This is a genomic window from Bacillus sp. SG-1, from assembly GCF_000181495.1.
Classification (GTDB): Bacteria; Bacillota; Bacilli; order Bacillales; family Bacillaceae_B; genus Rossellomorea.
On record NZ_ABCF01000001.1, the window covers coordinates 42,061 to 64,173 of the forward strand.

25 protein-coding genes are annotated in these 22,113 nt (G+C 41.4%); 16 read left to right on the forward strand and 9 right to left on the reverse strand.

Features of this window, described 5'->3' with window-relative positions:
• Positions 1-134 precede the first annotated feature (134 nt).
• Positions 135-788 carry a hypothetical protein gene (locus BSG1_RS00250; protein ID WP_006834739.1) on the forward strand — a complete coding sequence of 218 codons (654 nt, stop codon included), beginning with the start codon at positions 135-137 and terminating at the stop codon, positions 786-788.
• A 2-nt stretch (positions 789-790) separates the two neighbouring features.
• Here the strand turns inward: BSG1_RS00250 and BSG1_RS20670 are convergent, their stop codons facing one another.
• Entirely contained in the window at positions 791-943 is a 153-nt protein-coding gene (locus tag BSG1_RS20670; RefSeq protein ID WP_006834740.1) for a hypothetical protein, read from the reverse strand.
• Between the two features lie 150 nt (positions 944-1,093).
• Between BSG1_RS20670 and BSG1_RS00255 the strand changes: the two genes are divergently transcribed.
• Positions 1,094-1,273, forward strand: a complete 180-nt coding sequence (locus tag BSG1_RS00255) for a YozD family protein (protein ID WP_006834741.1) — start codon at positions 1,094-1,096, stop codon at positions 1,271-1,273.
• Positions 1,274-1,491: 218 nt separating this feature from the next.
• Here the strand turns inward: BSG1_RS00255 and BSG1_RS00260 are convergent, their stop codons facing one another.
• The gene (locus tag BSG1_RS00260) at positions 1,492-2,535 is read right to left on the reverse strand and encodes a DUF2515 family protein (RefSeq protein WP_198008160.1); all 1,044 of its coding nucleotides are present in this window, start codon (positions 2,533-2,535) and stop codon (positions 1,492-1,494) included.
• A gap of 818 nt (positions 2,536-3,353) precedes the next feature.
• On the opposite strand from BSG1_RS00260, the gene BSG1_RS00265 reads away from it, so the two are divergent.
• The 3 genes from BSG1_RS00265 to BSG1_RS00275 all read left to right on the forward strand — a co-directional run bounded on the left by BSG1_RS00265 (position 3,354) and on the right by BSG1_RS00275 (position 5,325).
• Positions 3,354-4,124 (forward strand): serine/threonine protein kinase, encoded by a 771-nt coding sequence (locus BSG1_RS00265; RefSeq protein ID WP_198008162.1) that lies wholly within the window; start codon positions 3,354-3,356, stop codon positions 4,122-4,124.
• 14 nt (positions 4,125-4,138) lie between these two features.
• Entirely contained in the window at positions 4,139-4,909 is a 771-nt protein-coding gene (locus BSG1_RS00270) for a sporulation protein (RefSeq protein ID WP_006834744.1), read from the forward strand.
• A gap of 95 nt (positions 4,910-5,004) precedes the next feature.
• On the forward strand, positions 5,005-5,325 hold the full coding sequence (locus tag BSG1_RS00275) for a YodL domain-containing protein (RefSeq protein WP_006834745.1): 321 nt from the start codon (positions 5,005-5,007) through the stop codon (positions 5,323-5,325).
• A 138-nt stretch (positions 5,326-5,463) separates the two neighbouring features.
• On the opposite strand, the gene BSG1_RS00280 is transcribed toward BSG1_RS00275, so the two are convergent.
• From BSG1_RS00280 to BSG1_RS21470, 3 genes are all read right to left on the reverse strand, one after another.
• Positions 5,464-5,862, reverse strand: a complete 399-nt coding sequence (locus BSG1_RS00280; protein WP_044022139.1) for a hypothetical protein — start codon at positions 5,860-5,862, stop codon at positions 5,464-5,466.
• A gap of 144 nt (positions 5,863-6,006) precedes the next feature.
• Positions 6,007-6,150 (reverse strand): hypothetical protein, encoded by a 144-nt coding sequence (locus BSG1_RS21045; RefSeq protein ID WP_006834747.1) that lies wholly within the window; start codon positions 6,148-6,150, stop codon positions 6,007-6,009.
• 5 nt (positions 6,151-6,155) lie between these two features.
• Positions 6,156-6,284: a hypothetical protein gene (locus BSG1_RS21470; protein WP_269479301.1), complete on the reverse strand. Its 129-nt coding sequence runs from the start codon at positions 6,282-6,284 to the stop codon at positions 6,156-6,158.
• Between the two features lie 176 nt (positions 6,285-6,460).
• On the opposite strand from BSG1_RS21470, the gene deoD reads away from it, so the two are divergent.
• The 5 genes from deoD to BSG1_RS00305 all read left to right on the forward strand — a co-directional run bounded on the left by deoD (position 6,461) and on the right by BSG1_RS00305 (position 12,131).
• Entirely contained in the window at positions 6,461-7,162 is a 702-nt protein-coding gene (deoD, locus tag BSG1_RS00285; RefSeq protein WP_006834749.1) for a purine-nucleoside phosphorylase, read from the forward strand.
• 278 nt (positions 7,163-7,440) lie between these two features.
• Positions 7,441-8,340, forward strand: a complete 900-nt coding sequence (locus tag BSG1_RS00290) for a D-Ala-D-Ala carboxypeptidase VanY (RefSeq protein ID WP_044022140.1) — start codon at positions 7,441-7,443, stop codon at positions 8,338-8,340.
• Between the two features lie 143 nt (positions 8,341-8,483).
• Positions 8,484-9,071, forward strand: coding sequence for a YitT family protein (locus BSG1_RS00295; RefSeq protein ID WP_006834751.1), 588 nt, complete (start codon positions 8,484-8,486; stop codon positions 9,069-9,071).
• Between the two features lie 190 nt (positions 9,072-9,261).
• Positions 9,262-10,734, forward strand: a complete 1,473-nt coding sequence (locus tag BSG1_RS00300; protein WP_006834752.1) for a S41 family peptidase — start codon at positions 9,262-9,264, stop codon at positions 10,732-10,734.
• 437 nt (positions 10,735-11,171) lie between these two features.
• Complete coding sequence (locus BSG1_RS00305) at positions 11,172-12,131, forward strand: LCP family protein (protein WP_198008164.1); 960 nt, start codon at positions 11,172-11,174, stop codon at positions 12,129-12,131.
• Between the two features lie 126 nt (positions 12,132-12,257).
• Here BSG1_RS00305 and BSG1_RS00310 read toward each other — a convergent pair whose 3' ends face one another.
• Both BSG1_RS00310 and BSG1_RS00315 read right to left on the reverse strand, forming a co-directional pair.
• A complete protein-coding gene (locus tag BSG1_RS00310; protein ID WP_006834754.1) occupies positions 12,258-12,983 on the reverse strand; it encodes an AlbA family DNA-binding domain-containing protein in 726 nt (241 codons plus the stop codon).
• A 62-nt stretch (positions 12,984-13,045) separates the two neighbouring features.
• Complete coding sequence (locus BSG1_RS00315; RefSeq protein ID WP_044022141.1) at positions 13,046-13,669, reverse strand: class I SAM-dependent methyltransferase; 624 nt, start codon at positions 13,667-13,669, stop codon at positions 13,046-13,048.
• Positions 13,670-13,780: 111 nt separating this feature from the next.
• On the opposite strand from BSG1_RS00315, the gene BSG1_RS00320 reads away from it, so the two are divergent.
• From BSG1_RS00320 to BSG1_RS00330, 3 genes are all read left to right on the forward strand, one after another.
• Positions 13,781-14,710 (forward strand): CobW family GTP-binding protein, encoded by a 930-nt coding sequence (locus BSG1_RS00320; RefSeq protein ID WP_006834756.1) that lies wholly within the window; start codon positions 13,781-13,783, stop codon positions 14,708-14,710.
• A gap of 97 nt (positions 14,711-14,807) precedes the next feature.
• Positions 14,808-15,212 carry a MarR family winged helix-turn-helix transcriptional regulator gene (locus BSG1_RS00325; RefSeq protein ID WP_044022289.1) on the forward strand — a complete coding sequence of 135 codons (405 nt, stop codon included), beginning with the start codon at positions 14,808-14,810 and terminating at the stop codon, positions 15,210-15,212.
• Positions 15,213-15,323: 111 nt separating this feature from the next.
• Complete coding sequence (locus BSG1_RS00330) at positions 15,324-16,943, forward strand: MDR family MFS transporter (RefSeq protein WP_006834758.1); 1,620 nt, start codon at positions 15,324-15,326, stop codon at positions 16,941-16,943.
• A gap of 66 nt (positions 16,944-17,009) precedes the next feature.
• Here BSG1_RS00330 and BSG1_RS00335 read toward each other — a convergent pair whose 3' ends face one another.
• On the reverse strand, positions 17,010-17,249 hold the full coding sequence (locus BSG1_RS00335) for a hypothetical protein (protein ID WP_044022143.1): 240 nt from the start codon (positions 17,247-17,249) through the stop codon (positions 17,010-17,012).
• Positions 17,250-17,342: 93 nt separating this feature from the next.
• Between BSG1_RS00335 and BSG1_RS00340 the strand changes: the two genes are divergently transcribed.
• The 3 genes from BSG1_RS00340 to BSG1_RS00350 all read left to right on the forward strand — a co-directional run bounded on the left by BSG1_RS00340 (position 17,343) and on the right by BSG1_RS00350 (position 19,377).
• The gene (locus tag BSG1_RS00340) at positions 17,343-17,618 is read left to right on the forward strand and encodes a hypothetical protein (RefSeq protein ID WP_006834760.1); all 276 of its coding nucleotides are present in this window, start codon (positions 17,343-17,345) and stop codon (positions 17,616-17,618) included.
• A 301-nt stretch (positions 17,619-17,919) separates the two neighbouring features.
• Positions 17,920-18,663 (forward strand): CAP domain-containing protein, encoded by a 744-nt coding sequence (locus tag BSG1_RS00345; RefSeq protein WP_006834762.1) that lies wholly within the window; start codon positions 17,920-17,922, stop codon positions 18,661-18,663.
• 201 nt (positions 18,664-18,864) lie between these two features.
• Complete coding sequence (locus BSG1_RS00350; protein WP_006834763.1) at positions 18,865-19,377, forward strand: GNAT family N-acetyltransferase; 513 nt, start codon at positions 18,865-18,867, stop codon at positions 19,375-19,377.
• Positions 19,378-20,609: 1,232 nt separating this feature from the next.
• Here the strand turns inward: BSG1_RS00350 and BSG1_RS00355 are convergent.
• On the reverse strand, positions 20,610-21,977 hold the full coding sequence (locus tag BSG1_RS00355) for an MATE family efflux transporter (protein WP_006834764.1): 1,368 nt from the start codon (positions 21,975-21,977) through the stop codon (positions 20,610-20,612).
• Between the last annotated feature and the right edge of the window lie 136 nt (positions 21,978-22,113).

Consider the following 22,113-nt stretch of genomic DNA (forward strand, 5'->3'; position numbering starts at 1 on the left):
TCTTTCTGCTGGCATCTTTTTGTGAAATGATTTCGCATGTAACAAAAAACCTTCTCTAATAGGCTTCTTTTATTAGCGTTATTTCATGGACTGCATATGATAATAACAAATAAACTTAAGGGGGAGGGGAGAAGATGGGCAAGCGGAAACAACCAAAGTTCAAGACAGGAGACACGATTGTCGTAACGATTTATGGAACTGTCGGGAAAATTACAAATATAAAGTTTTTAGAGGGCGAATATGTTTATGAAGTCAATGAAAGTGAAGGTTTGTTCAAGGAAGACTGTTTGAGACTGTTGGATGAATATGATGGATACTTGCTTGAACAGGAGCAGATCGACATCGAATACAAGTTTTTATTCGGTGATCTTGTGAAGGTTAAAGGTTATGAGAATGATTTCTTTAAGGTAGTCGGGTTCCGGACAGAGATTTGGAGATACAAAGAAGATGCCTGGGAAGATGTCATTTACGAACTGACAAGAATTACAGACGGAGAATGGCTTGAAGCCGATGAAGAGGAACTGTCACTTATCGCCGATTATGACCAGGCTGAAACTTATATAAAGAAATATGGAATCGTGATTCCCACTAAACAAGAACAGGCATTGTTACCTTCTCCGCGACAACAGGATGACAGCTATGTAGATCGTCTGCTGGATATATATAATGACTATAAAGTCTTATATTACCTGTTTAAAGACAAGAAATATAAACGAAAAATGAACACGATTGTCGATCAGCTGAGAAATCACCTGAGTTCGAACTCAGATGCTATTGGAAAAGATTGAACTTAGAGCAGACAGATAAGGAACACTGGAAAGCTCAAGATGAAAAAAACTTTCAAAAGCCAGCTAAGCAGCCGCTCCATACCCTTAATGATCACTCCATCATCATTCATAATATCCTCTTCAAAAAAACTTTTCAGTGTTTTGACTGCATCCATTTCAATCTCTCCTCCTGCAATAAATGTTTAGAATCATTTCTGCCTTTGTATCCTCACTTTATGCTTGTCCAAGTCAGGATATGAAAACTTTTTACAACCTGCATAACTTTCATGTGATTTTCATAGATTGAAGTACAAGGGGGCGATACTATGCGTGAAATCGAAGTGTTTATTGATACGGAAGAAATTGCTGAATTTTTCTTTCAGGAGCTTGTCCGCAGAGGGTATGTACCCTCAGAAGAAGAATTGGAAGAAATCGCCGATATTACTTTTGAATATCTCATTGAGAAATGCATCATTGATGAGGAAGCAGAAGATGAGGATTTTTAATTTATATGAGACAGACTTTTGTCTCTGCTACATAAACGGCAAGCAGGCTTCCTGAGAGGGGAGCCTGTTTCAGATTGTTGACAAATATCCACTCGCTGCGTTGCCGACTCTCCTTTGGCCTGTTTACAACACCACTGCAACTTTACGAATCTTCAATAAAACTGCCAATATATCACTTTGTCTGTAACCTAAAGAAGCCTCCTGAGAAGGGAGGTGCTTTAGGTTGATAAAGCTTTATACTCAGATGATAAGTTCACTACTAATTTTGCTTTAGTAGTAACATCAAATTGGTATGGCATGGAGATTGTTTCTAAAGCGTCGATGAATTGGGTTGTTTCATCCCTCACCCAATCATCATTTGAGAATGTGTGGGACATATCATTCCAGGCAGTCATGAGTTCCGGGCTGTAGACTTTTTGGGTGCCGGTATTTTTAGATGAATAACATTGTGGCCAATAATCGCTTCGGGATGCGGTGTGAGGATTTTTCAGGGCGAAATCGAAGGAAGAATCATACACGAGATCTTTCATAAAAAGGATGCAGTAGAGTTTTTTCCCGATATCGATTCGGTTTTGAGGATTTTCAAAATATGAAATGCCGGTTCCTGCCAACGAATACGGGCTTCTGCTCTTATTCTTTTTTTTATAAGGGAAGAAGACAGTCGTCAATTCCAGCCGGTCTTGAAGGAAAAATAACATTTTTTCATAGAAATAATCATCTTTAATCTTGGCAATCAGTCTGGTTTGCAGCATACTTTGTTCATTGATAATCAAGGCGAGGGTCATTTCTTCCTTATTTCCGTTTCTCCAAAATCGCTCCCAAAAAACAGACATAGCATTGGAAACCCCGAACGCAGGAAGTAAATGGAACAGTGGCTTCTTCTTCTCAACACTTTTTTTGTAAAGAAGGAGTTGGGGGTAGGCATCTTGAAAAATAAACGCATTGGCCTTCTCTAGAAAAAGAAAGAAATTTTGAATCTCTTCCGCTTCAAGAAGGGAAGGAAGGATCTCTCCTTTTAAATCAGTCATACGATAACCGCCATTCCTGGAAACCATGTGGGCGAGGAAGGACCAATGGATTTTGGGGTATCTTTGGTAGAAATCCAAATACGCCTTCGTTCTGGTAATGTTATTGGTGTTTCTGCGTTTTGTTTCTGAATTGATTTCTTCTATTATCAGCTTTTCATTCGGCAGTATGGCAAGGGGAGTATGGCTTTTATTAAGGATCAGTTTCTTTATCTTCTCAATTTCAGCCTTGTGCAAAAGAGGGATAATCCTCTCCTTTGACGGGCTGAGTAATTCTTGTATGAAGGATAAAAACATAAAATATCACCCCGGATTGAAACTTTTTTGTGGCATTAACGTATTAAAACCAAAGGCTGTTTCTCATAAGTGAAACTTCAAGCATACTTTAACCCCAGCTTTTGTTTTTGGCTTTGTTAGCTGATGGTATTGTTATTTAAGTCTAAAAGTCTAAAAGTCTAAAAGTCAAAATAGCGCCAGAGAATTATCATGTTTGATTGGAGCGGAAGGCGTGCGACCTCCTGCGGGACTAGCGGGACGTCTAGTTTCAGTGCCAAGCCCCTCGGGGTCAAATAACCCTGAGAGAATAAAAGGTAAGATCTCCTTTTTTCTCTCAGGAACATTTGCCTGTCGGGGCTGAAAGTGGCACTTCCACTTTTGCTGACAGGTGAGACCAAGGTTACGTACCCACCGGAACGTAACCCCGCAGGCAAAGCCGAGGAGGCCAATCCAGCTTTAGCGGCCGAGGGTCCGTACCCACTGGAACGGACTTAGCGACTAGCAGATTTCGGTCTCTCTCCTTGCGATTGTGAAGAGCAGAAGGATAATGATAACAAAATTCTATAAGCAAAAGGAGGAATTACGGTGTTGAAAAAATTGATTAAGCATCTAATTAAAAGCAAGATGCACAAAAAATATTATTCATCCAGTGATTCTTGGAAGCATTATAAATCTCATAAACATAAACACTATGGCCATCATCACTACAAAAAGAAATATAAAAGCAGCTTTTCAAGCTTTTTTAGCAGCTGACCGTAATGGGGTTTTGGAGAGAAGCCGTGAATTTCTTTGAAAGAGAATGGAAAACCGGCTTCCAGGTTGAAGATTATGTTGTAAAGTCTCTGTTAGGGAAAGGAAGCTATGGTACCGCTTATCTGGTGGAAAATATTACAGATGGCCGATTGGCAGTGATAAAGAGACTGAGACCTTATAAGAGGTTGATCGACCCTTCCGGAAAGTTGTTGTTCAGGGAGGCAGACATTCTGAATAGACTTGAAAGCGCTCATTTTCCCAAATTGATTTCTGTTGGAAAACAGGGAAAAGTTCCGTACCTCATTATGGATTTTTTTGAAGGCAAAACAGTTGATCAATTAATCTTTGATGAAGGAAAATCCTTCGATGAAAAGGAGTCCTTAACATTAGTCAAAGAAGTCGTGGAGGTTGTCAGCAGTCTACATGTTAAAGGGATTGTTCACAGAGATCTGCGCATTCCCAATGTCATTCTGAGCGAAGGAACTTTGAAAATCATCGACTTCGGCCTTGCAGTTGAAATGGAGAACAATGACTCGGGCTTGCTGAAACATAGAGATTATATGCGCGAGAAGAGTGTCAGGGCAGATTTCTATGCACTGGGTCATTTCTTGCTCTTCCTCCTTTATTCTTCCTATAAAAGTGATAGCAGGAAGGAAAAAAGCTGGGAAGATGAATTGGATCTCACGCCGCCTACTAAAGAGGTCCTTCGAAAACTGTTACAAATAGAACAACCATTTGCAGACTCCCATGAGTTGTTAGATTCATTAGAAGAGGCCATTCGAAAAATTCAAAAGTAAAGGAAGGAATTAATATGTCATTTTTTAATAAAGTATTTGCTTCTGTTGGAATTGGTGCAGCATCCGTTGATACAAAATTGGAAAAATCCCGTTACACAGCCGGAGAAAGAGTGTCAGGCATAGTGGAAGTAAAGGGTGGAAATGTCGAACAGGAAGTCGATTCCATTTACCTTATGTTGTACACCACTTATATCCGAGAGTCTGACGATAAAAAATATACCGATAGCACATGTATCGAAAAGGTTCAAATATCAGAACCGTTTGTGATCAAGGAGAATGAAGTCAAACAGTTCCCGGTAAGTTTTGAACTTCCATTCGAGACTCCTGTGACTGTCGGGAACACAAGGGTTTGGGTTGCAACAGGTTTGGATATCAAGAACGCGGTAGACCCTAAAGATAAAAATTTCATTGAAATTGCTCCGAATGAATTAATGAGAGCCGTATTTTCTTCTATAGAGAGGCTCGGATTCAGGCTGAGAAAAGCAGATTGCGAGCAGGCTCCGCGCCATTTGAGAGGCAGCAATCCGTTTGTTCAGGAATTTGAATTCATTCCGAGTACTGGAGCCTACAAACGAAAGCTGGACGAACTGGAAGTGGTGTTCCTGAATCAGTCGGCAAACTCGGTCGATATTCTTTTCGAAGTAGACCGCAGGGCACGCGGGTTTGGCGGATTCCTCGCAGAAGCACTGGAAATGGATGAGTCGATGGTGAAAATGACGATTTCTGCTGCAGATATTCCTTCTCTTGACGAAAAAATAGTAAAGTTGTTAGATCAATATTCCTAATTTTTCAGCTTCGACAAAAGCAGTCTTTTCTCGATGAAGGATTCGACATGGATAAAAGCTAATTCTATAAGAACCAAATAAACGGAGGGGTTCTTATGGCATTGCTTGAAAAAATCATTCGTCCAAAATCCTACACAAAAGCCTATGATATCACCATTTTTCAAACGCCTCATTTTGGCCAGAGGAAAGGCTACAAAAAAGTATACCGTATGCCGGTTCCTGCCCAGGACAGGTTGGAGGCTCTGGATCAGACGTTTCGCTTGTTCAATGTTCCGGACAGAATGCCCAAAGATTATAATGGAAGATACATCACCACCGGAGATATCATCTTTATTGATGAAGGAAGAAAGGGCCATTATTACTTTAGATTGGAACCTGGCGGGTGGAAAGAGGTAAATAGAGTAATTATTAGGTGAAATCCCTTTCAAAAGGGCTGCACGAGACTAATGATGAATATGTATTTTTGAGATACTCCCGAAATCCTCATTAGAACTAAAAAAAAACCTGTAACCAGTTTACTGGAAACAGGTTTTTTGCAGTCTTGCAGTTTTCTCCTAACCTGACTGATCAAAACAATTCAGGTCTACGGTTACAAGTTGTGAGTTCAGCACGGTGTTCCCTTCCTGAGCTTCAAGGTTCTGCTTTCTGCCGAAGGTATTGGCAATAAGGTTATTGCCGCCTGCGTGAACAATCCGGACTTCATAAAAAGTTACTTCCTGAACAGGTGCATACATGACAGCCAGGCTTTTAGGTCTAAGGCAAAATGGGAAGTGAACAGGATCATTGTCCCCTATCAATACAGGAATTTTACGTGGATTAGTGTAGGAAGACCAATCCCAAACTTCTACCCATACATCCTCTGTTGAACGGAAATTCATTAAATTTACTGTTATGGTTACCGTATCAGGCTCTCTCCTAAGGACTCCAGTTGTATATACCCTGGGTCTTCTCATGATTTTCCTCCTCTCTTTGTCAGATTCCATAACAGAATATGTAGACAGCGTAATCCGGTGTGGACAAGTTGGCATAAAAGGATAATGGGGTTAAATGCGGTATAACAAATCAAAAAGCTGACTTAGGAAGCCAGCTTTTTGTTTTTACATATTATGTCCAGGACCATTTTTTCGCTTGTTGCCGGAATGTTCCTTATTATGTGCTTCTTTTTCAGCGACGATGCCTTCTGGCGGTATGTGATTATTTTTCTTAGGCGCATTAATGCGTGCACGGTGTTTTTTTCCCAAAGACGTTACCTCCCGCTGTTAAATCGTTCTGTTTTAGAAGAGTTAGGCTGATTTCTGGAGCGTGAAGACGGATTTGTGTTGTTGGCATGTTCAACTGCCTGGCGAAGTTTTTTACTCATTTTTTCTTTAGCCATAGTAATCCCTCCTTATGAGTAGTTTAGCCAGTTCGCTTTTTGTTATCCTAAGTATGAACTCGTTGCATGAATTGGCAAAAAAGCTTACAATGTTCATGCATATCCTTGGTGAAGAGAAGAAAGCTAAGGTATGGACTTTGGTAAACGATAAAAAACCTTAAACTGGAGGAATATCAATGAGTATACATATTGGCGCTAAAGAAAATGAAATTGCAGAAACAGTCTTACTTCCAGGGGATCCACTACGTGCGAAATACATCGCTGAAACATTTTTGGAAAACCCGGTTTGCTACAATGAAGTAAGGAATATGTTCGGTTACACTGGAACATACAAAGGAAAACGCATTTCTGTACAAGGTACAGGCATGGGTGTGCCTTCCATTTCAATTTACATCAATGAGCTTATGCAAAGCTATAATGTTCAGAACTTGATCCGTGTGGGAACTTGCGGGGCGATCCAAAAGGATGTAAAGGTGAGAGATGTCATCCTGGCAATGAGTTCCTCTACAGATTCCCAGATGAACCGATTGACTTTCAATGGAATTGATTATGCTCCTACCGCGGACTTCAGCCTTCTGAAAAGAGCCTATGATGCAGGTGAAGAAAAAGGACTTAACCTGAAAGTTGGAAATGTATTTACTGCTGATATGTTCTATAACGACAATGCAGAGCATGAAAAATGGGCTCAATATGGAATCCTTGCACTTGAAATGGAAACTTCAGCCCTTTATACCCTTGCTGCAAAATATGGACGCAAGGCATTGTCCGTCCTGACAGTTTCTGATCACATTTTAACTGGAGAAGAAACGACTTCTGAAGAAAGACAAACAACCTTCAACGATATGATCGAAGTTGCTCTTGAAGCTGCAATTAAATAAATGGTTCTTAGCCTTGCCGGTATCCGGCAGGCTATTTTTTTATGCCCGCTCCGCGGAGTCGCACAGCTGCAGTGGAAATCAACTCCTCAAGCTTGAGGTATTAAAGCTGTTTACTGAGGCTAACAAATATAATTAGGGTAAGAGGGCGATTGTGCACCAGGATCGTCGATAAAATAATTAATGTGGAAATGCAGACTTCACAAGAAAAGTTTATCCTCATTACAGATTGGATAAGAAGTGTTATGATGGTTTAGACAAAGTTAGAGAAGGTGAAAGAAATGAAGAAATTACTCTTGGTACCAGCGGCTGTCGTTCTGTTGACAGGGTGTCAGCAGGCAGAAGAATGGACAAAAGATTTATTCTCCGCAGATGATCCTAAACAAGAGCAAGAGGATGTTAGTAATGACGGTCAGCAAGGCGATGATACTGCTGCAGGCATTGACAATGAGGAAGAGCCTGATGAGAATCAAAATGACAGTTCTGAAAGCCCGGACCCCCCCGACCAAACGAACGAAGATGATGTACCTCCTTCCTTACAGCTGGAGTCACAATTTTTCAATACCGTAGAAACAGTTGACGGAAAACAAGTAATAACAAACCCGGAGAACAAATTGGCACTGGTCAATAAAGAATTTGGTTTGACGGGAGATTATAAACCCGATGACCTTGTAAGGCCGGATGTACCATTTGTTTTTGGAAACGAGGATATTGAAAAAGCATATATCCGCGAAGAAGCAGCACAGGCCCTGGAAGAAATGTTTGCCGCTGCTCAAGAGGCGGGACTATACTTAACGGCAATCTCAGGATACCGCTCCTATGCGTATCAGGAAGCGCTGCTGCAAAGGGAAATCAAGCAATTCGGGGAAGAGAAAGCGGTGAAAGCTGTAGCGCCTCCAGGGAATAGTGAACATCAATCCGGTCTTGCTATGGATATATCAAGCAAGAGCAATGACTTCCAAGTGAACATTGCCTTCGAGAATACTCCTGAAGGGAAATGGCTTAATGAGAATGCTCATAAATTTGGATTCATTTTAAGATACCCGAGAGGAAAAGAGGAAATTACTGGGTATCAATATGAACCTTGGCATTTCCGTTATGTCGGTAAAGAGGCAGCAAAGGTTATTTATGAAAATGACTGGACACTCGAGGAATATTTTAAAAATGTGAAAAAAATATAAGATGTGAGATCTGAGGGGAATTCCTTTCAGGTCTTTTTTTATGGTTCTTACTATGTATACAAATAAAACGCATACTGTTTACATATATGTTAGTAGACGGACATGCTGCCATGATTTAATTATTCAGTAGGGGGAGAAAAAGAATGTTCAAGGTTTACATGCAAATTGTCCTGGGCAGCCTTTTGGTTGCGGTCGGAATCAATGCCTTTTTTGTCCCCCAGCATTTTCTTGATGGAGGGATGATTGGAATTGGGTTGATCAGCCATTACTGGCTTGATTTCAAACCGGGGCTCACCATTGTCATCCTAAGTATTCCTCTATATGTGCTTGCCTTCTTTTTTGATCGAAGCTTATTCTTTAAAAGTATACACGGACTATGGCTTTCATCATTGCTGATTGATATGCTAGAGCCGATTTCTAAATTTATACATATGATCCCTGTTGTGTCTGCAGTGACGGGGGGAGCATTTGTTGGTGTTGGGATCGGATTGATGCTGCTTGCGGAAGCAGCAACAGGCGGTACAGATCTGCTGGCGCAAATTATCGGGAAAAGTACTGGGTGGAATGTCGGGATTATCATCTTTATCATTGATACAATAGTATTATTAGGTGGGTTTGCTCTTATTGGGGCCTATTCATTTTTTCATTCCCTGCTTGCGGTCAGTACAGTTGGATTTTTTACGGCGCTTTTAACTCATAATAAAAACCGAAAGGGATATTCCTTTAGATAAATTTTGAAAACTGATAAAATGAGTAAGGTGTAATTTTATCGGATTTTTTTGCGAAAGTTTTGTTTATCGAGGTTCCGAAGAATCAGCGCCGATAGAGCACCCGATGCAAAAAAAGTGTTCATAATTGAGGAAACATGCTATTCTAAGAAAAATATGCTAGCAAGATTTGCAATGAAAGTGGTGATGGTTGATGGACAATGATCAGCAACAAACTAACAATGAATCAAAAGAAAATAATAGTTCCGGCTTCATAAAAATCCGAAAGTTTCAATTCGTCATGTTAATATTCTTTTTGGTGTTTGCAACAGCAGGAATTACGACGTTTGCATTGGCTTTTGGTGATGAGAAGGCCGTAAATGTAGGTGTACCGGAAAGAAGTGAGTTTCAGAAGCTATTTGAGGCCTACGACGCTTTAAACAATGAATACTATAAGGATTTGGAACAGGATGATCTGGTTAATGGAGCAATTAACGGGATGCTAGAATCACTGGAAGATCCTTATTCAGATTATATGAATGAAGAAGAGGCAAAAAGGTTTGAAGAAAGCATCACTTCTTCCTTTGAAGGAATAGGTGCTGAAATCCAGGAGAAGGACGGGCATATTATGATCGTTTCTCCGATCAAAGGGTCGCCTGCAGAGAAGGCAGGCTTGCGTCCTAACGATAAAATCCTCGAAGTTGACGGCGAGAGCATCCAGGGATTAAGTGTCACGGATGCAGTGCTTAAAATCAGAGGGGAAAAAGGCACAAAGGTCACGCTGACCATCCAGCGTCCTGGGGCAGATGAAACGACAGAAGTCACAATTACGAGAGATGAAATTCCTCTTGAAACGGTTTATTCAGAGATGTTGGATAACGGGATAGCCAAAGTTCAAATTACCAGTTTTTCCGATGATACCTATACAGAATTGACAAAGGCTCTTGATGAAATGCAAGCAGAGGGGATGAAGGGACTCATCATCGATGTTCGCCAAAACCCTGGTGGACTATTGGATCAGGCCATCAAAATTTCCTCACTGTTTGTACCGGAAGGAGATGTCCTTCTTCAGGTGGAAGACAATGAAGGAAATAAAGAAAAAATCGTCGCCGAGGGCGGACAAAAGGTCGATGTCCCTGTGACAGTATTGATAGATAAAGGAAGTGCGAGTGCTTCTGAAATCCTTGCTGCGGCAGTAAGTGAGTCTGCGGAAATTCCTTTGATTGGTGTAAATTCATTCGGTAAAGGGACTGTTCAGACGTCTGAAAGCTTCACTGATGGATCCAACATGAAATTTACGACGGCCAAGTGGCTTACTCCGGATGGTACCTGGATTCATGAGAAAGGAATCAAGCCGGATTACGATGTTTCCCTGCCAGCCTACGCAGAACTTCCTTATATTAATCCTGATAAGGAATTAAAGGAGTCTGACTTGTCAGACCAAGTAAAAGCCGCTGAAGAAATGTTGAAAGCAGGCGGATACAATCCTGGTAAAGCAGACGGGTTCTATGATGAACAAACAACTGAGGCAGTAAGGGCATTCCAGGAAGAGGAAGGTCTTGAAGTGACAGGAAACCTTAACAGTGAAAGCATATTAAAACTCATGGAAAATATGAGAACCCTAATTGAAACAAATGACACACAAGTCAATAAAGCTGTTGAAGTTCTTACGGATGAACTGCAATAATTAGCTCCAAAACCGGTTTACAGGTCGCCTGTAAACCGGTTTTTTTAGTTTCTTCTATTAGCGGCATTTTTTACTTCCCCAAACACCGGCAACTTTGGTTAGAAGATCAACTTGATGGCTTGCTTTAAATTTAAAAAGTAGATTAGGTATACAAATATAGATTAGGACAATCATTTCATAACAGAAGGCGGCACCACCTGAGTGCCCCTCCTGAAAGTTCTTCGTAATATTCCAGTGGGTACGTAACGTTGGTCTCACCTGTCGTCAAAAGTAAAAGCACCGCGAACAGCCCCGAAAGCCGAGAAGGCTCATCACCAGTCCATAGGAGTCGCACACCTGCAGCGTAAAACAACAGATCAGTTAAACAAAGTTTGGTGTATAGAGTGGTTTTTTCTGGCCGAAAATGTTAACAGCCTATGGATAAAGAGGTGAGTTCAATGAAAGCAGTCAGAAGGATCATTCAAGTGGCCGTTTGCTTCTTGATCATTAACAGCTGTTCTGATGATTGGCTAAAGAAAGAAGAAGCAGCTGAAAACAATCAAGAGATAAAATCGGATAGTGTCAACAAGAAATGGATAGAAAACACAGGAGCGGAGGGACAGCAAAAGGAAGACAACAAGATCATTGGGGAAAAGACCGAGCCATTGAACATGCTGATTATAGGTTCTGATCAGCGCGAATCAGAGCCTTCAAGAGCAGATACTATCATGATTGCCCAGTACCATCCAGAAACGAAAACCGCAAAAATGATGTCAATTATGAGAGACTCCTATGTTTATATCCCGGGACATGGTAAGAGTAAAATCAACCATGCATATGCATGGGGAGGAGAAAGCCTGTTAAAAGAGACAATTCAGGAAAACTTCAACATCGAGGCTGACCACGTGATTAAGATGAATTTTCAAGGATTTGTGAGCTTTTTTGATAATGTAATGCCTCAAGGTCTCGAAGTGGATGTTCCGTCTGCTATGATCAATCATTGGAAATGGGACATGGAACCAGGAAAACAAGTCCTTAATGGACAACAGCTCTTGAACTATGTAAGATTTCGCAAAGATGACGAGGGTGATTTTGGGAGGGTCAAAAGACAGCAGGAAGTAATAGGGAAGGTCCAGAAGGCGATCATGGAAAAGCTGACAAATGGAGAAGGCATCAAAACAGTGTCTTCCCTGATGAGAGAAGGTAAAAAGGCTGTTGAAACTGACCTCGAGCTTGGGGACCTCCTTAAATTTGGCATGACGACCATGATGAATCCAGTTGAATCTTTTGATTCGCTGAGAATTCCTGTGGAGGACTCCTACCGGAATGTTATGACTAAGGATGATGGTCTCGTCCTGGAATTGGATGCAGAAGCAAATGCAGAAGCTGTGGCAAATTTTTTAAATATAAGAGAATGAGGTACTGCCCGGAACCAAAACGGCAGGAATTGTCAGGAGAGACTGCCTTCATAGCCGGCAATAATGCAGCTTGATCTATATGTATAACGATATGATTTTCAATGGCTGGTATGGGGGGGCTTTTGGCTAAGTACAATCTTCTTTTTTCACGTGAATACCCATCAACATTTCAATTTTTTCTTGTTTTTTAAGAATCAGCATTTCCAGATAGTGTTGAAAGCTGAAGTCCAGTGCCTGTTTTTTGAGGAGAAACAAGGTCTGCAGTTGTTCAAGGTGGTCTTTCAATGATATTTCTTTACTATCCATACTTCCCGAATGAATTTTTCTTAGGATGATCTCCAGCAACCTGTCATGGGTAGCTTCAATTGACTTTGTTCCCTGCCGTAAATAAATGGCATTATAACGAAGATCCCCGCCGGCAGCAATAGAAGTATAGGGTATATATTTAGGATCGTATTCTATCATGAGAACTTGAAACAGCTTTGAATGTAATGCGGGATCATTATCTTCTGTAAAGAAAAAATCTTCGGTACGGCACTTTAAATATTTTGGAAGCAGATGCTGCAATTTATTATCTATATCTGCTTTATCCATGTATTCCTCTTCTGTCAGTCCCTTTAAATCGAGGGATCCGTCATCCAATTGATCCACTCCTATGATGATGGCACCCCCGCCGGTATTGGCGATTGCAAGGATATGTTTGGCCATTTTTGTCCAATTGGACCACCTGGCTTTGAAATCGAGATAATCTGTTTCTCCGGTATTAGTGAGGAACAGGTTCTTGAGATTCGTATGGGATGGAGAATCCAAAAAAGTTTTGAGATTAACAGGAACGATATGTTCATAGTACATACACACAATTCCTTTCCGGCGTGTTTATTCCATTGTATGCATGTACATGGTTTTTTTTTCAGTTAATCGTGTTTTTTCTTTTTACAGACTGCAATTCCAAACGGATAATGCTTTCCTTCTCTCTTAGGTTCCAACAGCACACTTCTTTGATAGTAAAACTCTTTTTCATCATAAAGATCGAAGAGCCGGATAAATTCATTTTCTGTCAGTTGGTGGATATGATAGTGCTCATTTGTGGGCTTGCCCCTGCCTGCTCCAAAGGGTGTGGAAATAATAAGTGTTCCACCTGGTTTAAGCATAGTATAAAGGTTGTTCATGAATGTTTCTTCCTGTGATAGATGCTCCAATGTCTCAAAGCTCAGGATGACGTCGAATTGGCCAAGTTTCTGCGGCAGCTCAGTATCTTCTGCATTCAATTTTTTATAATGGATGAGCGGGTGGTAGTGTTTCGCCCGTGCATACCTTAATGTTTCTTCATCATTATCAACCGCCACAATTTCTTTAAGGACCGATTTTTGTGCCTTGGCAATAATTTTCGTTCCATAGCCTGTACCGCTGGCGATATCCAAAACCCTTCCATTCGCATACTCAACAGAAAAATAATACCGCGCCAAATGTTCAAGCAGCATGCCGTTTAATGGATCCATCTTCTCCGGGATCACTCGTTCCCCTGTCAATTCAAGCAATAAATCCAACCTCCTCAAGTGTGTTCATTATATCAGACGAAAGGTGAAGTTTGTAATACAGGCATTCTTGGACTAGAATGGGCTATGAAGAAGTTGAAAGGAAGATGAACCATGAAAAAAGATGTCTATCTGCTTTCCGGATTTCTTGGAAGCGGCAAAACTACATTGCTTAAAAATTTAATTACTGCATTAAAGGACAAAAATTTAAAGCCTGCTGTGTTAATGAATGAATTAGGCAGCATTTCGATAGATTCACAGGAAGTAGAAGAGGGGACTCCTTTGAAGGAACTTCTTGATGGCTGTATCTGCTGCTCAATCCAGGATAAGCTGGAATCGCAGCTGCAGGAATTACTGTTCCAGGATGAATTTGATGTGTTGGTCATTGAAACGACAGGGGCAGCGCACCCGGTAGAAGTGGTGGACGCCGTCATGTCCCCGTTATTTGCAGACCGTTTTAACTTTAAAGGAATCATTACAGTGGTAGATGGGAAACAATGGGTGTCCAGGGGTGCCTACAGCCCTCAAGTCCTGCAGCTTATGCGGGAACAAATAAGGCACGCTCATCTTCTTGTGTTTAATAAAGAAGATTTATTATCAGAAATGGAAAAAGGCACTTCTCTATTTGAAATTCAGCAGATCAATCCAAAAGCAAAGCTCATCATGACCAATTACAGCAAGGTATCCTCTTCCGATTTGCTTAATCTCGAAGGGAAACAGATGTCAGGTGAGAGAGAAAAGAGTGCTATCGGCCATCAGCTCAATTTGCGGGCCTATGTACATCGCTTTACAGACTCTATTTCACAGACTGATTTCGAAGAATGGTTGAGGAATCTGCCTGATTCCATCTATCGCATGAAAGGATATATTCCATTCAGCGGAAGAAGATACCCATTTATGTTTCAGTACTCATATGGCATGCCGCTTCTTTTGCCGGAAGATATGAACCTTCCGAAAACACTTGTCATCATCGGAGAGGATCTCGATGAAAACAAGCTGAAAACTGAGTTGCAAGAGTTAGAGAGATCAGAAATGCAGTCATAAAGGGTTGACCTTTACGAGAATTCATCTTAAAATAAAATAGTTAACTTACTGAACTATTCTCCTTTCTGAAAGGTGTCAGATTTTATTGAGAAGTGAAATGTTTCGATTAGAAGAATTATTCCGAAACGTATTTCGTATGATGAAGCATGATATTACCAAGCTGTATGGCCAGTACCTGTCCAGCGGTGAACTGCTTGTCTTGAAATACCTTTCCGAGCATGGAGAAATGAAAGCTTCCGATCTGTCTAAGAAGATGGAGGTTTCTGCGAGCCATGTAACCAGTGTGACAGACAGCCTTACGGAAAAAGGATATATAACCAGGCAAAGGTCGTCGGTGGACCGCCGTGTTGTGGAATTGACACTGACCGAAAAAGGGAAAGAAATATTGGATAAGTGCATGAGAATTAAATCAGAATACTTCCAAGAAAAGTTCAATACTTTTTCTAATGATGAAATAGAACAACTGATTTACTTATTTACTAAATTAGAAAAAACGAAATAACGGCCGAATTGTAAGGGATAACTTTCTTAATATGGAGAGTTACCCTTTTCGTTAGGGTAAATACTTAACAAAGTTAAATATTCATATTAATAAATAATAAGGGGAAATATTATGGAACATTTAGAGCCAAGGAAGAAAATTCTTATAATGTTAGCGATTATGTCAGCAATGCTATTCGCTGCATTGAATCAAACGATAGTTGGCACTGCCCTTCCTACTATAATCTCTGATTTGGGCGGAATTGAATATTACAGCTGGGTCTTTACAATCTTTATGCTGACATCCTCAGTAACAGCAATCCTTGTAGGAAAGCTGTCTGATATGTACGGCCGAAAGCCGTTTATTTTAATTGGAATAGGAGTCTTCACCCTTGGATCTTTTTTGAATGGTCTCTCAGGGTCGATTATTGAACTGATTGCCTATCGGGGCATCCAGGGTTTTGGCGCAGGGATGATCATGTCGACATCTTTTACAGCCGTTGGTGATTTGTTTGCTCCTAGGGAAAGAGGAAGATGGCAAGGGCTGATGAGCGGTATCTTCGGTCTTGCGAGTGTGTTCGGTCCGACACTTGGCGGATGGATTGTAGACAATGCTGAATGGCATTGGGTTTTCTGGGTGTTTCTGCCTTTTGGCTTGTTGGCATTTATTATGATATGGAAGTTGTTTCCTTCGCAGCAAGTTCAGGAGAAAAAGAAAGTCGATTATTTGGGTTCATTGATGCTTTCCCTGACCATCATTCCGATGTTATTGGCCTTTACTTGGGGCGGGAATGATTTTGAGTGGGCATCATTCCAGATCATTGGATTATTTGTACTAACAGGAGCATCGTTGATCTTTTTTATTGTGACAGAAAAAAAAGCAGCAAATCCTGTACTGCCTCTGCATTTATTTAAAAATGATATCTTCACGCTTTCCAATATAATAGGCTTCATACTTGGTGCAGGAATGTTTGGTGCGATCATGTATATGCCGTTCTTTATACAGGGAGTCATTGGGACTTCGGCGACGAAATCAGGGTTTGTCATGATGCCTATGACATTGAGTATGGTCTTCGCCTCGGCAATCGGCGGGCAGCTTATTACGAAAACTGGTAAATATAAGCTGATTGCATTGCTTGGCTTGTTTATCATGGCCAGCGGTCTTGCATCCCTTTCTATGATGGATAGCAACACAACCAATACGACAGCTGTCATTAATATGATTATCGTCGGAACAGGCCTCGGCCTTAGCTTTCCTGTGTTTACGTTGACTGTGCAAAATGCAGTTCAGCATCAATATTTGGGAGTTTCGACGGCCGCTACACAGCTATTCAGGCAGATTGGCGGTACAGTTGGGGTAGCTGTCATGGGAACAGTCATGAATAATTCAATGAGTTCAAAAATGAATGAAGAAATGTCAAAATTGAAGGAGAATACAGATCTTGAGGCGCTTCCACCAGAAACGGCTGCTCAACTACAGGCCCTTCAAAGTCCGCAAAGTTTGATGAACGGAGAGAAATTGCAGGAAATCCAAGCTTCTCTTCCGCCAGAAATGCAAGCAGTCTTCGGAAAGATGATGGACATTGTCAGAGATTCTTTAAGCTATTCATTGACTAATGTCTTTCTAATCGGCGCAATCATCATGTCTGCAGGATTTCTGCTTACATTCTTTTTAAGAGAAATTCCTTTACGGAAAACGAACAAAGATGAACCGAAGGCAGAATATAAAAAGGCAGAACCAGTCAGCGAATAAAAAATGAAAACGGCCGCCCTGCTTAACAGGAGGCCGTTTTGTTGTTCAACTTGAAGCAGATCAGAGTCAGCTTTCTCCAAATTTCTTAAAGGTTCTTTCGTCTTCTACAAGCCCGCATGCGCCACATTGAACTTTATACTCGGGTCCCTTATACGGGATGTGGAAGGGATCAATGGTAGACTGGTCATATTGCTGCACCACGTCTCCAGATTGAGGATCCAGTTTCACACTTTGTGAGACCTGTTGTATAATATTAAATCTGCTGCGGTTTGTTTTGCAGTTGGGACATCGATATGGAGTACCCATATTACTACCACCTTTCATTATGGAAAATAGACCACTTGTTGATAGTATTTGAATGATTTTCAATAAATATGTAATTGGAAAGGGTGTATATGATTGAACCGAAACTATTCCGAACTTCTGGCAGCCTATAGGTCGATATGGAATCACCGCGCGTTGGACCAGGCAGGAGAGGCATCCCAAACCATCCTCACAGAATCAATCAACCGTGAATTATTAGATGAGAACAGCCATCCCCGTATACGAAAAAGCAAAGAGGTTAAGTATTATTTTGCAATAAAACGAATTCTTGAATCATCTCTTTCCATGGAAAGGCAGCACGAATTGATCAAACTGTATACCGATCAATTGGAGCACCTGCGAAATACATAGACTGAAAGCATAAATTTTATATTTGAAAAGAAAGTGTTATAAACGACAAAAATCTTCTTCGTTGAAAAGTATGTCAATCCTATTGTTCTGCCAAATTAAGGGTTACCTTCTTTATGAATTCCTTTTTATTTAAAAAATGGTAATATCCTAAAAAATGCATCTAGTCTAGGTTTTCTGCCACCGATCTGTTTTCCGAAAATATAAAATCATTTGTATTTCCAATTTAATCCTCAAATATGACAAAAATCTGATGATATGATGATTATGCAAGACAGCAACCACATTTTTGAGGAGGAACATCATGAACACTAATAAGAAAATGATCGTATCAACCGCAACCGCTTTAAGTTTAATGGCTGCACCGTTCTTTAATAATGCAGAGGCAGCTGGCGGAAACCAAATTCAAACTCAAACAAAGGTATATACCTATCAATACTCTGGAAACCATGAGGAACTCAATAAATGGATCCAGAATTTAATGTCTAAATATAATGTACAGTTGAAGTACCAGCAAAAAACGGAGCAACCGGCAGCACAGGAGCAGCCTGCTGAAGAACAGCCGGCGGAAGCCGAAGCACCGGCTCAAGAAAACAAAGCTACTGCACCGGCAGCGCCACAGCAGCCTGCAGCAGATAATAAGGAAACAACTGAAACTATCAGCGGGACGCTCAGCCAGTTTGAAAGGCAGGTAGTAGAACTGACAAACGAGGAAAGAGCCAAAAATGGACTTTCGGCACTTAAGATTGATACGGAGTTAAGCAATGTAGCTCGTGAGAAATCAAATGACATGCAGGCAAAAAACTACTTCTCACACACAAGCCCTACGTATGGGTCTCCATTTGATATGATGAATCAATTCGGTATCGATTACCGCACTGCGGGAGAAAATATTGCGATGGGACAGCGCACTCCCGAAGAAGTGGTGAACGCTTGGATGAACAGTGAAGGCCACCGTAAAAACATCTTAAGCAGTAACTTTACTCATATCGGTGTAGGCCACGATGCAGACGGTAATTATTGGACTCAAATGTTCATTGGTAAATAGGATGCGAAGAAAAGCCCGGATTTCCGGGCTTTTCTTTTTTCTGTGGAGTAAATCACTGAATGAAACGGTGTAATTCAGGTTAATCTAAGCCTGCTCTAAAGGAAGAAATCATTCAAGTTGAAATTACAAAACTTTAATGGTAAGTTCAGTAGCAGAACAAGATGGGTCTGAGCTTGAAGATCCCAGAAGGAGTGAGCATTGTTGAGCTATCATTTGCGCAAAGGGAAAAAAGAAGATATAGAAGAAATTATGAAGATAGTAAAAAAAACAGTAGAAATTATGAAGAGTGAAAATATTGATCAATGGACTGATGAATACCCTCTAGCAGGGAATTTTTCCAAGGATGCAGAGAATGATTCACTCTATGTCGCAGTTGATGAGGATAATGAGGTTGTTGGAAGTATTACCATTGACCAAAATGAACCGGAAGAGTACAGTACCTCTCAATGGAGAAAAGAGGGACCCGCCTATTTATTCCATCGCCTAGTGGTTGATCCAGATGTCCGCGGTAAAGGAATAGCTTCGCTTTTAATTAAAAAAACAGAAGAAGTGGCAAAAGATAATAAAGTGGATTACATACGCACGGATACATATTCATTAAACAAAAAAGCACAATCTCTATTTAAAAAGAATGGCTTCCAGCAAACGGGAGAAATTCAATTTATGGGGAAAGACAATCCATTTTATACATTTGATAAGGTAATTGAAGGGTAAAAAGACAGGTCCGTTGTGATCTGTTTTTTTTGTCTCTCGGTTGACGATGGTAATCCTGGGTCGCAAAAATATCGGCAGTAGAATTATTCCCAGCCTGGTGATAGAAGAGAGGGAGTGGGTAAAATGAGGTTCCTTGTGAGAAGTTTGAAGGCAGTAATCTGCTAAGTGTCTGTTTAGAAAGGTTCTGAAGGCTGTTTTGTATCGCGCGGGCTCAGCACATGGTTTCATTTGGTACGTGGTACTTTGAGTTGAAATGACACCTTGCGCGAGCAGAGCGCATATCATCATTTTGAACATTGAGATGAAATGACACCCCGCGCGGGCAGAGCGCGTGTCATCATTTTGTACTCTGGGATGAAATGACACCCCACGCGAGCAGAGCGCATATCATCATTTTGAACATTGAGATGAAATGACACCCCGCGCGGGCGGAGCGCATGCCCTCATTTTGAACGTTGAGATGAAATGACACCCCGCGCGAGCAGAGCGCATGATCTCATTTTTAACATTGAGATGAAATGACACCCCGCGCGGGCGGAGCGCATGAGCTCATTTTTAACATTGAGATGAAATGACACCCCGCGCGGGCGGAGCGCATGCCCTCATTTTGAACATTGAGATGAAATGACACCCCGCGCGGGCGGAGCGCATGATCTCATTTTGAACATTGAGATGAAATGACACCCCGCGCGGGCGGAGCGCATGCCCTCATTTTGAACATTGGGATGAAATAACACCCCGAGCGGGCGGAGCGCATGCCCTCATTTTGAACATTGGGATGAAATGACACCCCGCGCGGGCAGAGCGCATATCATCATTTTGTACTCTGGGATGAAATGACACCCCGCGCGGGCGGAGCGCATGGTGTCATTTTGAACATTGAGGTGAAATAACACCCCGCGCGGGCGGAGCGCATGACCTCATTTAGAACATTGGGATGAAATGACACCCCGCGCGGGCGGAGCGCATGACCTCATTTAGAACATTGAGATGAAATGACACCCCGCGCGGGCGGAGCGCATGGTGTCATTTTGAACATTGAGATGAAATGACACCCCACGCGAGCAGAGCGCATGACTTCATTTAGGTGTTTCCTATGTGATGATGTACCTCGCTCGGGAAGCGGGTACACCTAAAGGGAGAACCACACCCAATGATGTACCCTGCTCGTGAAACCCGCTCATCAACCACAAAAAAACAGCGGCTCCGTTTTCAGAAACCGCTGACATTTATCAATCGTTCATGTTATGAATTTTCATTTTCGTCTTTCTCTGAACAATTTTCAAGCGCCACGATAGTGTTATAGCTCCAGCGGTCAAGCCTGAACTCAATCCTACCCAATAGCCATAGGGTCCGAGCTCAGTGAACTTCGCCAGGAAGTAACCGAGCGGCAGGCCGATGACCCAATAGGAGACCAAAGCCATCATAAAGGTGATATTGACATCTTTATACCCACGCAGAGCTCCTTGCACAGCTGCCTGAATAGCATCTGATAGTTGGAAAAACACTGCATAGAGCAGGAAGTGAACGATCAGGGCACTTACTTCAGGGTTATCAGTATAAAGAGCGGAAATAGGTTCCCTGAATAGAAGCAAGATCACACCGTAGATAACCGCCAGAATAACAGCAGTTGATATTCCCATGAAACTGTATGTCTTCGCATCCTGAAGTCTCTTTGCCCCGACTTCGAAACCTACCACAATCGTCAATCCCATTGAGATACTCAAAGGGATCATATAAAGAAATGAAGCGAAATTGATAGCAGCTGTATGGGCAGCAATCACATTTGTGCTGTATTCACTCATAAATAATGTTACAGCCGAGAAAATACTAACCTCAAAGAATATGGAAAGGCCGATGGGGACACCGATTAGCATAATTTCCTTCCATTTAGAAATTGAGATTGCAAACCACTTACCAAAGACATTGTATTTCCTCAGCGGGTAATATCGGTAAATGACTAGCGCAGCAATAAGGGTAATCAACCAGTATGTGATCGAAGAAGCTATGCCGGCTCCGACTCCTCCCATTTGAGGAAACCCAAACTTACCAAAAATAAGAACATAATTGAAGAAAACATTAATAGGTAAAGAAGTTAAAGTAACGTACATGGTGATGCGGGTCATGCCCAATGCATCAATGAACGAACGAAGAACATTGTACACAAACACTGGGATAACCCCGAAAGCTAAAGCAATCAGGTATTGCCTGGCAACTAAACGGACACCGTCCTCAAGATTCATATTGTTTAGGATGGGGTCGAGTAAGAAGACACCGGCAATAATAACTGCAATGGCAAGGATCGTTGCCGCGTAAATACCTTGTATCACAGAAAAGGCGACATCTTTATAGCGTCCCCCTCCGACCAACTGTGCAACGATTGGAGTAATTGCGAGCAGTATACCGCTCAGCCCGGTAAATACAGGAATCCATAATGAGGAACCGATGGCTACACCCGCCAGGTCAGTTGAAGAGAACTTCCCGGACATCATCGTATCGAAAAAACTCATGCTGAACATGCCTAACTGCGTAACAAGAATGGGCACCAGCACGATGAGAAACTGTCTGAATTTATCTTTTAAAGTTGTGGTTTGTCTCATACATTTTAAGCCTCACAAAAGCAAATTTTCATCTAAAAAAATGAACTAGTGAATTATATCATAATTGGATCTTGATTAGGGTATAGAAAGAACATTAGAGGGTTTTTCTGCTCGAAAGCGGGAGTTATCCGTGTTA

Coding starts and splice junctions, on each gene's coding strand:
- BSG1_RS00280 (WP_044022139.1), bottom strand. CDS start 5,862: ATGAGAAGACCCAGGGTATATACAACTGGAGTCCTTAGGAGAGAGCCT.
- BSG1_RS20670 (WP_006834740.1), bottom strand. CDS start 943: ATGGATGCAGTCAAAACACTGAAAAGTTTTTTTGAAGAGGATATTATG.
- BSG1_RS00250 (WP_006834739.1), top strand. CDS start 135: ATGGGCAAGCGGAAACAACCAAAGTTCAAGACAGGAGACACGATTGTC.
- BSG1_RS00255 (WP_006834741.1), top strand. CDS start 1,094: ATGCGTGAAATCGAAGTGTTTATTGATACGGAAGAAATTGCTGAATTT.
- BSG1_RS21470 (WP_269479301.1), bottom strand. CDS start 6,284: ATGGCTAAAGAAAAAATGAGTAAAAAACTTCGCCAGGCAGTTGAACAT.
- BSG1_RS00335 (WP_044022143.1), bottom strand. CDS start 17,249: ATGGGTACTCCATATCGATGTCCCAACTGCAAAACAAACCGCAGCAGA.
- BSG1_RS00290 (WP_044022140.1), top strand. CDS start 7,441: ATGAAGAAATTACTCTTGGTACCAGCGGCTGTCGTTCTGTTGACAGGG.
- BSG1_RS00295 (WP_006834751.1), top strand. CDS start 8,484: ATGTTCAAGGTTTACATGCAAATTGTCCTGGGCAGCCTTTTGGTTGCG.
- BSG1_RS00270 (WP_006834744.1), top strand. CDS start 4,139: ATGTCATTTTTTAATAAAGTATTTGCTTCTGTTGGAATTGGTGCAGCA.
- BSG1_RS00305 (WP_198008164.1), top strand. CDS start 11,172: ATGAAAGCAGTCAGAAGGATCATTCAAGTGGCCGTTTGCTTCTTGATC.
- BSG1_RS00345 (WP_006834762.1), top strand. CDS start 17,920: ATGAACACTAATAAGAAAATGATCGTATCAACCGCAACCGCTTTAAGT.
- BSG1_RS00275 (WP_006834745.1), top strand. CDS start 5,005: ATGGCATTGCTTGAAAAAATCATTCGTCCAAAATCCTACACAAAAGCC.
- BSG1_RS00320 (WP_006834756.1), top strand. CDS start 13,781: ATGAAAAAAGATGTCTATCTGCTTTCCGGATTTCTTGGAAGCGGCAAA.
- BSG1_RS00310 (WP_006834754.1), bottom strand. CDS start 12,983: ATGTACTATGAACATATCGTTCCTGTTAATCTCAAAACTTTTTTGGAT.
- deoD (WP_006834749.1), top strand. CDS start 6,461: ATGAGTATACATATTGGCGCTAAAGAAAATGAAATTGCAGAAACAGTC.
- BSG1_RS00325 (WP_044022289.1), top strand. CDS start 14,808: ATGTTTCGATTAGAAGAATTATTCCGAAACGTATTTCGTATGATGAAG.
- BSG1_RS00330 (WP_006834758.1), top strand. CDS start 15,324: ATGGAACATTTAGAGCCAAGGAAGAAAATTCTTATAATGTTAGCGATT.
- BSG1_RS00300 (WP_006834752.1), top strand. CDS start 9,262: ATGGACAATGATCAGCAACAAACTAACAATGAATCAAAAGAAAATAAT.
- BSG1_RS00355 (WP_006834764.1), bottom strand. CDS start 21,977: ATGAGACAAACCACAACTTTAAAAGATAAATTCAGACAGTTTCTCATC.